Consider the following 13691-nt stretch of genomic DNA (forward strand, 5'->3'; position numbering starts at 1 on the left):
GACATGTCAAAAATATAAAACAATGAACGCAGAAAGGATAATGTGATGAATGTTCTCACGCCCGCCGTTCCTGCTGAGGCGTTTATCAGCCTCGAGAAAATCAGTAAGAAATTCCCCGGCGTTTTAGCGCTGGATAATGTCAGCCTGACGTTGAATAAAGGCGAAGTGCACTGTCTGGCCGGTCAGAATGGCTGCGGTAAAAGCACCATTATTAAAGTTATTTCCGGCGTTTACCAGCCGGAAAAAGGCGCAAGTATTACGCTCGACGGAAAATTATTTCACACATTAACGCCGCAACTTTCTTCTTATTACGGTATTCAGGTTATTTATCAGGATTTGTCTTTATTTCCTAATTTATCGGTCGCCGAAAATATTGCCATTCACCGCTATTTGCCGGGCGGCGATTTTTGGGTACACCGCGAGGCGATGCGCAAAAAAGCGATGGCCGCCATGCAACGGGTCGGCGTTTCTCTCGATCCGGATCGTAAAGTCGAAAAATTATCCATCGCCGATCGCCAGCTGGTGGCGATATGTCGCGCGATCGCCGCCGACGCCAGTCTGGTGATCATGGATGAACCCACGGCGTCTTTGACCCGCACCGAAGTCAACGGCCTGCTACGGGTGGTCAATGAGCTAAAAGCGGCGGGCATTTGCGTGGTGTTTGTCAGCCACCGTTTAGATGAAGTGATGGAAGTCGCCGATCGTATCAGCGTGATGCGCGACGGCAAACTGGTCGGCACCTATCCGGCCAGCAGTCTGGACAGCAACGAGCTGGCCTTCCTGATGACCGGACAGCGTTTCAGCTACAGCCATCTGCCGCATCGCGCGCCCGCAGAAGCCACGCCCCTTCTGGAAGTCAGCCATCTCAGCCGCAAAGGCCAGTATCAGGATATTTCGCTGTCGCTGCGTCAGGGGGAAATCACCTCGATTATCGGCCTGCTCGGATCCGGGCGCACCGAATTGTGCCTGAGCCTGTTCGGCATGAGTAAGCCGGACAGTGGGGAAATCCGCGTCAATGGCAAAGTGGTGAAATTTCACAGCAACCGTGACGCTATCCGTCAGGGGATCGCTTATGTGTCGGAAGACCGTCTGACGCAGGGACTGATCATGGAACAATCCATTTATGACAACACGCTGGTGTCGATTTTCGGCAAGCTGCAAACCCGCACCGGCCTGATGGATCATCGCAAAGCGGCATCGGTGGTGAAAGACCTGATCCGCGACCTCAACATTAAAGTCTCCGACAGTGGTCTGCCGGTGAAAACGCTCTCCGGCGGTAATGCACAACGTATCGCCATCGCCAAATGGGTGGCGACGCAGCCACATATTCTGATCCTTGATTCGCCGACCGTCGGCGTGGATATCGCCAATAAAGAAGGTATCTACCGCATTGCGCGGGATCTGGCGGAATCCGGCATGGCGGTGCTGATGATTTGCGATGAAATTCCTGAAGCCTATTACAACAGTCACCGCGTGCTGGTGATGCGCAAAGGCGAGCTGGTGGCCGAATTCGCGCCGCATCAGAGCAGCGAAGCGCAGATTGCGGAGGCGATCAATGGATAACAAAAACCTGTCGAAGTTGTTTTCTCAACACGAATTCTGGCTGGGATTACTGGTGCTGGTTCTGGTGATTGGCCTGAGCGTCAGCACCCAGGAATTTATGACCCTCGGCAATCTGACCGATGTCGCCACCAGCTACGCCATTCTTGGCATTCTGGCCTGCGGCCTGTTCGTGGTGCTGATCGCCGGCGGGATCGACATCTCCTTCCCGGCCGTCACCTCCATCGGGCAGTACGTGATGGCCAGCTACATCATTCACCACGGCGGCAGCTTCCCGCTGGCGTTTGCGATGTCGATGGGCACCGGTTTGCTGCTCGGGCTGGTCAACGGTTTTCTGGTGTACTGGCTGCGCGTTCCGGCCATCATCATTACTATCGCCACGCTGAACCTGTTCTACGGTTTGCTGGTGTATCTCACCAACGGCACCTGGCTGTACGGCTTCCCGGACTGGTTTATGAACGGCATCAGCTGGTTCAAATTTACCGCCGCCGACGGCTATGACTACGGGCTTACGCTGCCGCTGCTCAGCCTGCTGGGCGTGATTATCGCCACCGGTGTGCTGATGAACCGTACCCGCGTGGGCCGCCAGATTTACGCCATGGGCAGCAACCGCGACGCCGCCTCGCGCCTCGGCCTGAACATTCTGCGTCTGCACTTTTACGTTTACGGTTTTATGGGATTACTGGCGGGGATCGCCGCCGTGGTTCAGGCGCAAATCACCCAGTCGGTCGCGCCGAATTCCCTGCTCGGCTACGAGCTGACGGTACTGGCAGCGGTGGTGCTTGGCGGCACCAGCATGACCGGCGGACGCGGTTCGCTGACCGGTACCATTCTCGGTGTGATGCTGCTGGCGTTTCTGCAAAACGGCCTGACGCTGCTGAGTATTTCGTCTTACTGGCATCAGGTTTTCAGCGGCGTGATCATCCTGATCAGCATCAGCAGCACCGCGTGGAACGAAAAACGCAAACTGGCGAAGGGGATGTGACATGAGCACCTTAAACCGATTTTTCCCCGGCGACCGCATCATCCGTTTGCAGTTGCTGATCATCGTCGCCGTGGCCGTGTTGTTCTCGTTCACGCTGGGTGGCAGTTTTTACAGCGTCGGTAATTTCCAGTCGATCTCCTCGCAGCTGCCGATTCTGGGCATGCTGGCGCTGGGAATGGGCATCACCATGCTCACCGGCGGCATTAACCTTTCGGTGATTGCCGGGGCCAACGCCTGTTCTCTGGCGATGGCGGCGATTATGGTCGCGCACCCCGGCCAGCCGGAGTATTTCGCGCTGGCCTTGCTGGCCGGAATGGCAGTGGCGGTGGTAATTGGCGTGCTGAACGGCGCGCTGATCGCCTACATCGGTGTATCGCCGATTCTGGCGACGCTCGGCACTATGACGCTTATCGCCGGGCTGAATATTCTGCTCACCAATGGCGCGGTGATTTCCGGTTTCCCCCCGGCGATTGAGTATCTCAGCAACGCCAGCGTGCTCGGTATCCCGGTCGCCCTGCTGCTGTTTCTGCTGGTGGCGCTGCTGCTGTGGGTATTACTCGAACACACCACGCTCGGGCGCAGCCTGTATCTGATGGGCTCCAATGAACAGGCGACGCGTTTTAGCGGCGTCAACACGCATAAAGTGACCATCGCGGTGTACGTTCTGTCTGCCCTGCTCGGCTGGGGCGCGGCGCTGCTGATGATGTCCAAATTTAACTCGGCGAAAGCGGGCTACGGCGACTCTTATCTGCTGGTCACCATCCTCGCGTCCGTGCTCGGCGGGATCAACCCCGACGGTGGTTTCGGACGGATCATCGGGCTGGTGCTGGCACTGATCGTCCTGCAAATGTTGGAAAGTGGCCTGAACCTGATGGGCGTCAGCAGTTACCTGACGATGGCACTCTGGGGCGGCGTCCTGATCCTGTTTATCGCCTTACAAAATCGACAATCTTAAGCTCACGCTTTTTACCGAAGGGAACGAACATGGCGAGTTATTTTATTGGAGTAGACGTAGGAACCGGCAGCGCCCGCGCGGGCGTCTTCGACATGACCGGCCGCATGGTCGGCCAGGCCAGCCGTGAGATCACGCTGTACCGGCCGAAAGCCGATTTCGTCGAGCAGTCTTCCGATGAGATCTGGCAATCCGTCTGCAACGCCGTCAAAGATGCGGTGAATCAGGCCGATATCAACCCGATTCAGGTCAAAGGCATCGGCTTCGATGCCACCTGTTCGCTGGTGGTGCTGGATAAAGAAGGCAAACCGCTGACCGTCAGCCCGTCCGGGCGCAGCGAGCAAAACATCATTGTGTGGATGGATCACCGCGCCATCACGCAGGCCGAACGCATCAACGCCACCGGCCATCGGGTACTGGAATTTGTCGGCGGAATTATTTCGCCAGAGATGCAAACACCAAAACTTCTTTGGCTGAAACAGCATATGCCAACGACGTGGAACAACGTCGGGCATCTGTTTGATTTGCCAGATTTCCTGACCTGGCGCGCCACGCAGAGTACTACCCGCTCGCTGTGTTCCACGGTGTGTAAATGGACCTACGTCGGCCACGAAGACCGCTGGGATCCGAGCTATTTCCGCCAGATAGGGCTGGAAGATTTGCTGGAAAACAACGCGGCGAAAATCGGCAGTGAAGTAAAAACCATGGGCGAACCGCTCGGCCATGGCCTGACCCAGCGCGCCGCCGCCGAAATGGGATTAATGGCGGGAACGGCAGTCAGCGTTTCGATCATTGATGCTCACGCCGGCAGCCTTGGCATTCTCGGTGCCAGCGGGGCGTCCGGCGAAACTGCTGATTTCGACAACCGTATCGCGCTGATCGGCGGTACCTCGACGGCGCACATGGCGATGTCACGCAGCGCACGTTATATCGGCGGTATCTGGGGTCCGTATTTTTCCGCCATTCTGCCAGATTACTGGCTGAATGAAGGCGGTCAGTCCACCACCGGGGCGCTTATCGACCACGTGATTCAGTCGCATCCGTGTTATCAGGATTTGCTCAAACAGGGCAAAGACAGTGGTAAAACCATTTACGAAGTCCTGAACGCGATTCTGCGCAAAATGGCCGGTGAGCCGGAGGATATTGCCTTCCTGACCAAAGACATTCATATGCTGCCCTACTTCCACGGTAACCGTTCGCCGCGTGCCAACCCGACGCTGACCGGTACGCTGACCGGCCTGAAGCTTTCGCGCACGCCGGAAGATATGGCGCTGCATTATCTGGCGACTATTCAGGCGCTGGCGCTCGGTACCCGTCATATCATTGAGACCATGAACCAGAGCGGCTACCGCATTGATACCATGATGGCCAGCGGCGGCGGCACTAAGAATCCGGTGTTTGTGCAGGAGCATTCCAACGCCACCGGCTGCGCGATGTTACTGCCGGAAGAGAGCGAAGCGATGCTGCTCGGCAGCGCCATGATGGGCACCGTCGCGGCGGGCGCCTACGATTCTCTGCCGGAGGCGATGGCCGCCATGAGCCGCATCGGCAAAACCGTCACGCCGCAGACCAACAAAATCAAAGAGTATTACGACCGTAAATACCGTGTATTTCATGAGATGTTCCACGACAGCATGAAGTACCGCCGCCTGATGCAGGGGGAGAACGAGTGAATACAGAACAGAAAATGAATGCGGAACAGGAGTTTATGCAGGCGTGTCAGGGCTGGCAAACCTACAGCCAGGAGCTGCTGGCGCTGCAACATAATCTTAACGCCGATACGTGGCAACAACTGCTGACGCGGGTTACCGGCTGCACCGGCAAAATCGCCGTCACCGGCGTCGGCACTTCCGGCATTGCGGCGCGGAAAATCGCGCACATGCTGGCGTGCGTCGAGCAGCCTGCAGTTTATCTCAGCGCCACCAATGCCGCTCACGGCGATCTGGGTTTTCTGCGCAGCGATGACCTGATGATACTGATTTCGCGCGGCGGCAATTCCGAAGAGCTGACGCGCCTGTTGCCGACGCTGAAAGCCAAAGGCGTAGCCATCATCAGCGTCACCGAGAATCTGGATTCCGCGATTGCCCGTGCCGCAACGCTGGTGGTGAAAACGCACATTCAGCGAGAAATCGATCCGTTAAATATGCTGGCCACGACTTCCATCGTACTGGTACTGGCCGTGTTCGATGCGCTGTGCGGCAGCATCATGCTACGCAACGGGTTCGATCAGCAGCGTCTGTTAAAAGTCCATCCGGGGGGAAATGTCGGGAAAACATTGCGGGAGAAGGATGTGTGATCACCCCCGCACCTCCTCCCCGACCAGCGCCGCCAATATCGAAATCGCGCGGGCGGTGTGCGGCCCCCATTCGAATGAGGTGTTGATGCGGATACAGTGGCGAAAACGTTCGTCGGCGGAAAACATGGTGCCCGGCGCAATGCTGACGCCTTTCGCCAGCGCGAGCTGATAGATACGCGCCGCATCAACGTTTTCGCCCAGGTCCAGCCATAAGAAATAGCCGCCCTTGGGCTGGCTGACCGAGACCTGCGCGGGAAATTCTCTGATGATGGCGTGGTGCATTGCCATCTGCCGCTGTTCGAGAACGCGACGCAGGCGGCGCAAATGAGTGTCGTATCCGCCCTGCTGTAAATAATCCGCCAGCGCCAGTTGTACCGGAACGCTGGCCGATAATGTGCTCATCAGCTGTAAACGTTGAATACGTTCAGCATATGCCCCCGCCGCCACCCAGCCGACGCGAAAACCCGGTGCCAGACATTTTGAAAATGACGAACAGTGCAGAATTTCGCTGCGGTAGGACGTGGCCTTCAGCGGCACGGCGCGTTCACTGCCAAAATAGAGTTCGCTGTAAACGTCGTCTTCTATAATAGCGACCTGATGCGCCTGCAAGATTTCCACCAGCCGCACTTTGTTCTCCGGTGGCAACGTGCAGCCCAGCGGGTTCTGAAAGCTGGACATCAGCCAGCAGGCTTTGATCGGATAAGTTTCCAGCGCTTTTTCCAGCGCATCCGGATCCATGCCAAAACGCACATCAGTCGGTATCGCCACGGCTTTCAGTTTGCGCCGTTCAATCGCCTGTAAAACCCCGTAAAAGGCCGGAGACTCAATCGCCACCCAGTCGCCCGGTTCGGTCACCATCTGCAAACTCAGCCCCAGCGATTCCATTGCGCCAGAGGTAATGACGATTTCATCCGGCGCGACTTCAATGCCGTTTTGCGCGTAACGCTGTGCAATGCTGCGGCGCAGCTCTTCGTTGCCCGGCGGTAAATTGGCGGTGGCGCTGTGCGGTGACATCCGGCGAACGGCGCTGGCAAGGGAGCGTGCCAGACGTGGCTGAGGGAATAAGGTCGGATCGGGAAACGCCGAGCCGAGTGGCACGACAGCCGGATCCTGCCCGGCTTTCAGGATATCGAAAATCGCGTCGTTGACGTCTATCTGTTCGGCGGCGTGCAGCCGCTCATCCGGCTGATGACGTACCGGACGCTGCAATCCTGCCGCGACGTAATAGCCGGACTGCGGTCTGGCGACGATCACGCCCTGACTTTCCAGCAGCTGGTAAGCCTGCAAAACCGTCATCAGGCTCAGGCCAGACTGTTTGCAGGTATCGCGCAGCGAAGGCAGCCTGTCGCCGGGCAGCCAGACCTGCATCTCGATTTGTTTGCGCAGCGTGCGCGCCAGTGTGGCGTAGCGGGATTCAGTCATCGTCTGGGTCACTGTTACAGAAGGTGTTAATGGAATGAAAACTATTATGCCTGTTTTAAGGCCATCACCGCTAAGTAAACCCTGAGTAAACTTATGGCATTCTTTACACGCGACCTGTAGCGGCGAAACATTCAGCATGTTAATGTGTCAATTCACTGCATGACTCGGATTTATCTGAACATCCATTTACGTCTGTTCGCCTAACCTTACGCTTTCTAAACATTTTCTCCATGATTGCCGGAAAAATGACTCTTCGCCTTTCACTCTTTTACACCACCATCGCATTACTATTCATTGGATTCAGTAGACTTGCTTTCGTCGAAACAAAACGGGCGACGTGCCTGAATCTCCAATGAGGAATTTAATTATGCGTAAACTTACCGCAATGATTGTGGCTTCAACTCTGGCTCTGAGCTCTGCTTCTTTCGCGTTTGCTGCCGAGACAACTGCACCAACGCCACCGGATGCACACGGCAAAATGCTGCACCATAAAGGTCCGCAGCATATGAATCCGTTTGCCGGTCTGAACCTCACTGAGCAACAAAAAACTCAGATGAAAGACATTATGAAAGACAGCGGCGCACGTCCGGATCGCGCAGCCATGAAAGCGCAGATGGATCAGATGCATAGCCTGGTAGCATCCGACAGCTTCGATGAAGCGAAAGTGAAATCGCAGATTGATACCATCACCAAAGCGCAGTCCGATCGTATGCTGGACCGCGCCCGTGCTGAAAACAAGATGTACAATCTGCTGACGCCAGAGCAGAAAAAACAGTTCAACGAGAACTATCAGAAACGTGCTGAGAAAATGGAACAGATGCGTGACCACAAACCAGGTCAGCCAAAACCCGCTGATGCTGAATAAGTTCTGATACTGTAACTCACAGGTTTACCCACAGACCGGCCTTCTTAAGGCCGGTTTTTTTTTGCTTTTATCCCCGCTCCGCCACAACTTGAATGTCATCCGACCAGCCGTCTCGGCGCAAACCGTCAACCGCATCACATTTTCATCTTTAACTTCAAACTTTTCTGTTCAAAAACATTATTTTCATCCAGTAATTTAACAAAGTCGTAACGTGCAAATCTGCCGGCGACCCTTACCTCCCTACATCACACTCTCGCAAAAAAAAGTGGCCAGCCCTGCGCCGGACCACTCACAAGGAGTTGTAATCATGAAAAACGTCAAGTCCGGAATTATCTGGCTGGTGGTGGCGTTAATTGGTGCCTTTGCTTTTTGCATGCTGGCTTTAAGCCGTGGCGAACACGTCAACGCCCTCTGGCTGGTGGTTGCCGCCATCGCCTGTTACAGCATTGCTTACCGTTTTTACAGCCTGTTTATCGCTGAAAAAGTCTTCGAACTCGATGATAAACGCATGACCCCCGCCGAACGTCACAACGACGGGCTCGATTACGTGCCGACCAACAAATGGGTATTGTTCGGCCACCACTTTGCCGCGATTGCCGGTGCCGGGCCGTTAGTCGGCCCGATCCTCGCCGCGCAGATGGGCTTCCTGCCGGGCACAATCTGGATTTTGGTCGGCGTGATGCTGGCCGGTGCAGTGCAGGATTTCCTGATCCTGTTCATCTCCACCCGCCGCGACGGACGTTCGCTCGGTGAAATGGCCAAGCAGGAACTGGGCAACTTTGCCGGTGTGGTCACCATGCTTGGCGCGCTGGGCGTGATGATCATCATCCTGTCGGCGCTGGCGCTGGTGGTGGTAAAAGCGCTGGCCGACAGCCCGTGGGGATTGTTCACCATTGCCGCGACCATTCCGATCGCGCTGTTTATGGGCGTTTACATGCGTTTTCTGCGTCCAGGAAAAATCGCCGAAGTCTCAGTGATTGGCTTCGTGCTGATGATGCTGGCGATTATCTACGGCGGTAACGTTGCGGCAGATCCTTACTGGGGACCGTTCTTTACGTTGCACGGCACGACGCTGACCTGGGTGCTGGTGATTTACGGCTTTATCGCCTCGGTTCTGCCAGTCTGGCTGTTGCTGGCACCGCGCGATTATCTCTCAACCTTCCTGAAAATTGGCGTCATCGCCGGGCTGGCGGTGGGGATCGTCTTTGCCATGCCGGAAATGAAAATGCCTGCGGTGTCGCGCTTTATTGACGGCAGCGGCCCGGTCTTCTCTGGCAGCCTGTTCCCGTTCCTCTTTATCACTATCGCCTGCGGCTCCATCTCCGGTTTCCACGCGCTGGTGTCCAGCGGCACCACGCCGAAGCTGATTGAACGTGAAAGCCACATCCGCTTTATCGGCTACGGCGCAATGCTGATGGAATCTTTCGTCGCCATCATGGCGCTGATTTGTGCATCGGTTATCGATCCGGGCGTGTACTTTGCGATGAACTCAACCGCGGCGCTGATTGGCACTACGGTGGAAAGTGCGTCGCAGGTGATTAACGGCTGGGGCTTTGTCATTACGCCGGACATCCTGACGCAAATCGCCAAAGACGTCGGCGAGCAGTCGATTCTCTCCCGCGCCGGTGGCGCACCGACCTTCGCCGTCGGCATGGCGCATATCATCACCGAGGTATTTAACAGCCGCGCGATGATGGCGTTCTGGTACCACTTCGCAATCTTGTTCGAAGCGCTGTTCATCCTGACCGCTGTCGATGCCGGGACCCGTGCCTGCCGCTTTATGGTGCAGGATCTGGTGGGCGTCGCTGTGCCCTCTCTCGCCAACAACCGCTCATGGCTCGGCACCTTTGCCGGAACAACGGTGGCGGTCGCGGGCTGGGGCTTCTTTGTTTATCAGGGCGTGGTGGATCCGCTGGGCGGCATCAACACCCTGTGGCCACTGTTCGGTATCGGTAACCAGATGCTGGCCTCGATGGCGCTGATCCTGGGTACGGTTGTGCTGTTCAAAATGAAGAAACAGCGTTATGCGTGGGTGACCATTCTGCCGACCGTCTGGCTGTTCATCACCTCGATGACCGCTGGCTGGCAGAAGATTTTCCACGAAAAACCGTCGATTGGCTTCCTGGCGCAGGCGAAGAAATTCTCTGCGGGGATCGACAGCGGCGAAATCATCAAACCGGCCAAAACGCTGGCCGACATGCACACCATTGTGTTGAACAATCAGATCAACGCCGTGCTGTGCGGATTCTTCATGCTGGTGGCCGTGACTATGCTGGTGTCGTCGTTCTTCGTTATCCGCCGCGCGCTGAAATCTGCCACGCCGACGGTGCATGAAACCGCCGTGGTCAACCGCCGCGAAGGCCGCCCGACCCGTGAGGTGCGCCATGTCTGATTCGCGCGCGCTGTTTAAAACGCCACGGCCTGCTGCGCTGCGGATCATCCGTTGCCAGCCGCTGTTTATCGTCGAACCTAAACCGCATAACGTTGCCGACTGGCTGAAACTGGCGATCCGGCGCACCGCCCAAAGTTTCCGGCTGATGGTCGGCGTGCAGGATTACCAGAATTACGTGCAGCATATGAAAGTGCGACATCCCGGTGCCGAGCCCATGACCGAGCGGGATTTTCACCGCCGCTGTCTCGAGGCCCGATTCCCGAGCGAAGGCGGCAAGATGGGCAAATGCCCGTGTTAAAGCCTGAGTGATACGCCCCTTTCTGCCCGTCTCACAAGACGGGCAGAAAGTCCTGGATTTCGAACAAAAAAATCACACCGCTTTCCGGTTGAAATCCATCATCACTCTCACTTTCTGCCGGCTGTCTGACTAAAAATGCTCATGCCAAAATGTGTTGTCTTGTGATTTTTGCCCCGCGTCCTCTGGTGATATTTTAATCGTACCCACTTTATTTTTACTTCTGAGGAAAGCGTCATGATTGGTGCAGCACATGCCAGAGACATCGTTACGATGGAGCACGGTATCGTCTTTTCAGTAATAGGAATGTCAGCATGGGGCGGGATCGTCCGTTACATCATGCTAAGGCAGAAAAAACCGTTTATGGAGGAGCTCGAAGCTTGTCTGATGCAAATTATCGTCTCCTGTTTCAGCGGCATGATATTGAGTATTTTTGTTCTTTCACGCAATGCCAACGATGACCGATTGCTGGTCATCGCCGGTCTGGGAGGTGTCTTTGCCGGGCCTATCATCACATTCCTGGGTAAGAAAATTGCAACGATGATTGATACTTTCGCTCCCGGCCCTAAGGATGCTGAAACAGAGAAAATCCCAAAGACCTCTGAATAACATTTCCCCCGGCGAGAAACCTCTCCCGGGGGATTTTTTTGCCTGAATTTCGGCTCTTCTGCCCTCCCACTCCACGTATTCAGATTCGCCCTGCACCTGCCTCTGCACGCCGGTAAGCCCTTTTCTTTGCGCTGTTATCCTGAAGTCGGACCCAAAAAAAACGGGACACCAGAAAGTGTCCCGCTTTGTGCTTTCAATATCATGAGGCCTTAACCTCAGGGATATTGCATCGAACTGTTAAAGTAATTTCCACTGCGCCCATTCACCGGTGAACTGGGCATCGCCCGGTTCGTTACCCTGAGTCCAGTAGTTAGCCTGGTAGTCTTTCCCTTTATGGCTGACTTTATCACCGGTGTTGTACACCTTACTGGAGACCCACTCGTCATATTTGCCAACCGGGTCAACCACAGGATCTACAATAGGGTCAACTACCGGGTCTACAACCGGATCTACAACCGGATCTACAACAGGCTCCACGACTTCTTCACCAAACACCACCAGCGTGTACTGTTTGGCAACGGAAGACGCGTCCTTAGAATCCGTAACCGTCAGAGAGAATGAGAACTCTGCACGGCTGACTACGGTTGGCGCAATGAAGGTAATAGTCGATGTCGTAGTGCTGCTCGGAGAAATTCCGGCTGGAACGCTCCATTTGTAGGTCAGGGAATCGTTGTCAGCATCGCTTGACGCGGCACCGCTCAGACGCACTTTCGAACCGCTGATGACCTGCAGCTGAATGTCAGCAACCGGCGCAGTGTTAGTCGAAGGTTTATCCTCATCCGGTACTTCGCCCGAAATATTGACACCATCGAAGTAGAACGGTGCCATATCGATGACCTGATTAGTCACGGTGCAGCCCAGACCTTCACGCGCGGCGTTAACCAGCACGCCGTTGTCCTGATCGATAGTCCAGGTGAACAGTGCGCCAAGGCCTTTTTTCGCCACATATTGCCCTTTGGCGCGGACGCTCCGCGGCGTGTCGAGGGACATGAACAGTTTGGTGTCTTTGTTGTAAAGGTAATCAGCATCGGCCACCTGATCGGTGTAAACGCTGAACCCGTTACGGCCTTTCTGGTTTTCCAGATCCAGATAGTTATTGATCAGGTCATACCATTCGCTACAACCGCTTTCAAATGTCCCGGTCGTTTCTGCATTTGCCGTTGGGGTGTACGTCCCTTTCAGCGGAGAGTAGCTTTCCAGAACTGCATTCTGACCGTTACGTGAATAACCGGCATAACCCACGTTGATACGATCAGCCGGGAAGCCTTTCGCCAACAGATAATCGACGATTGTGTCCACGCCCCAGCCGCCTTCTACCAGTGCATGCAGGTTAGTGTGGTGATCCAGTTGCTCCGCCCACGGCGTACCGTAGAAGTCATAAGTCATGACGTTGATGCTGTACAGACCATTTTTGAGCAACGTAGAAACATCGGATTTTTCCAGAATCGCCACCACGGCGGAGCTGGCGATACTGATTTTAACGTCAGTACGCTTAATGGCTTTCAGCTCTTTGGTGATTTCAGCTAGCAATAATGCATAGTTCGCACCATCGGTATCGCTGTACGCATTGTTGTTACCGGCGTTGCCCGGATATTCCCAGTCGATATCCACTTCGGAGAACATCGGGAAACGGGTGAACAGTTTCGCCACGCCTTTTGCAAAGGTGCTGCGGCCTGCGGCAGTTTGCGACATGTTGTGGAAACCGCTGCTCATGGTCCAGCCACCGATACTCATCGACAGCGCCAGGGTATGGCCCAGCGTTTTGGCTTTCGCTTGTAAATCACGCAGACCACCGACGATACCTTTTACCGTCGCCTGTGTAGCGGAATTCACGTCCATTTCCACCCAGCCGGAATCGGCCAGGCCCACGTTGCTGCTGGTATGGAAGTCGCCCCACGGATCCAGGAAAGTCGGTTCGTTGTTCACTTTAAGTAAACTGGTGGCTGCACGAGCAATAACGTCCGCTTTCTCACCGGTGGTATCGCCAACGATGCCCAGGAAGCCGAGAATGATTTTGTCGTACGCCGTCGGGCTGACGTTGGCTAAATCATATCCGCGGCCGCGGTTTGCGGGTGTGTCATCGCCATCGGTCTGACGGCTGTCGTACTGTGACCAGTCGGTGTAGTAACCGAAGACTTTCGGTTTGTTGGTAGTGTCATACTTGTTGTAAACCGGTTTAGCGACGCGGGCAGAGGTATAACTGTATTTCGCTGTATCTTTAGACGCATCAAAGCCGTCTGCTTTATAAGATTTGTCAGTCAGGGAATCAGTCTGGATCAATTTACTGGTTGTCATATAAGTTTCCTGAATAAAAA

Annotated in this window: 11 protein-coding genes; 9 read left to right on the forward strand and 2 right to left on the reverse strand. The window is 55.2% G+C overall.

All coding sequences use genetic code 11. The annotated features are described in order from the left end of the window. Positions 1 to 45: 45 nt before the first annotated feature. From AC0Z7K_RS01380 to AC0Z7K_RS01400, 5 genes are read left to right on the forward strand one after another with little or no spacing between them, the layout of a single operon-like run. Positions 46 to 1563, forward strand: a complete 1518-nt coding sequence (locus AC0Z7K_RS01380) for a sugar ABC transporter ATP-binding protein (RefSeq protein ID WP_485612431.1) — start codon at positions 46 to 48, stop codon at positions 1561 to 1563. Next, the gene (locus AC0Z7K_RS01385; RefSeq protein ID WP_413528526.1) at positions 1556 to 2545 is read left to right on the forward strand and encodes an ABC transporter permease; all 990 of its coding nucleotides are present in this window, start codon (positions 1556 to 1558) and stop codon (positions 2543 to 2545) included. The genes AC0Z7K_RS01380 and AC0Z7K_RS01385 overlap by 8 nt, the downstream gene beginning before the upstream one ends. A gap of 1 nt (position 2546) precedes the next feature. Continuing rightward, on the forward strand, positions 2547 to 3500 hold the full coding sequence (locus AC0Z7K_RS01390) for an ABC transporter permease (protein WP_485612433.1): 954 nt from the start codon (positions 2547 to 2549) through the stop codon (positions 3498 to 3500). A gap of 29 nt (positions 3501 to 3529) precedes the next feature. Then, positions 3530 to 5170, forward strand: coding sequence for an FGGY-family carbohydrate kinase (locus AC0Z7K_RS01395; RefSeq protein WP_485612434.1), 1641 nt, complete (start codon positions 3530 to 3532; stop codon positions 5168 to 5170). Positions 5171 to 5184: 14 nt separating this feature from the next. After that, positions 5185 to 5793, forward strand: a complete 609-nt coding sequence (locus AC0Z7K_RS01400; RefSeq protein WP_485612862.1) for an SIS domain-containing protein — start codon at positions 5185 to 5187, stop codon at positions 5791 to 5793. On the opposite strand, the gene AC0Z7K_RS01405 is transcribed toward AC0Z7K_RS01400, so the two are convergent. Continuing rightward, the gene (locus tag AC0Z7K_RS01405) at positions 5794 to 7215 is read right to left on the reverse strand and encodes an aminotransferase-like domain-containing protein (RefSeq protein WP_485612435.1); all 1422 of its coding nucleotides are present in this window, start codon (positions 7213 to 7215) and stop codon (positions 5794 to 5796) included. Between the two features lie 367 nt (positions 7216 to 7582). Here AC0Z7K_RS01405 and spy point away from each other — a divergent pair, with 367 nt between their 5' ends. The 4 genes from spy (at position 7583) to AC0Z7K_RS01425 (ending at position 11376) form a co-directional block, all read left to right on the forward strand. Further along, positions 7583 to 8080, forward strand: coding sequence for an ATP-independent periplasmic protein-refolding chaperone Spy (gene spy, locus AC0Z7K_RS01410; RefSeq protein ID WP_485612436.1), 498 nt, complete (start codon positions 7583 to 7585; stop codon positions 8078 to 8080). 307 nt (positions 8081 to 8387) lie between these two features. Beyond that, on the forward strand, positions 8388 to 10472 hold the full coding sequence (locus AC0Z7K_RS01415) for a carbon starvation CstA family protein (protein ID WP_485612438.1): 2085 nt from the start codon (positions 8388 to 8390) through the stop codon (positions 10470 to 10472). Then, the gene (locus AC0Z7K_RS01420; protein ID WP_485612440.1) at positions 10465 to 10770 is read left to right on the forward strand and encodes a YbdD/YjiX family protein; all 306 of its coding nucleotides are present in this window, start codon (positions 10465 to 10467) and stop codon (positions 10768 to 10770) included. Before AC0Z7K_RS01415 ends, AC0Z7K_RS01420 begins: the two co-directional genes overlap by 8 nt. 234 nt (positions 10771 to 11004) lie before the next feature. Beyond that, positions 11005 to 11376 (forward strand): phage holin family protein, encoded by a 372-nt coding sequence (locus AC0Z7K_RS01425; RefSeq protein ID WP_485612442.1) that lies wholly within the window; start codon positions 11005 to 11007, stop codon positions 11374 to 11376. A gap of 237 nt (positions 11377 to 11613) precedes the next feature. On the opposite strand, the gene AC0Z7K_RS01430 is transcribed toward AC0Z7K_RS01425, so the two are convergent. Continuing rightward, positions 11614 to 13671, reverse strand: a complete 2058-nt coding sequence (locus tag AC0Z7K_RS01430; protein ID WP_485612444.1) for a glycosyl hydrolase family 18 protein — start codon at positions 13669 to 13671, stop codon at positions 11614 to 11616. Positions 13672 to 13691: the final 20 nt, after the last annotated feature.

The organism is Rahnella sp. 1L-D-7-B-C2, assembly GCF_057290995.1.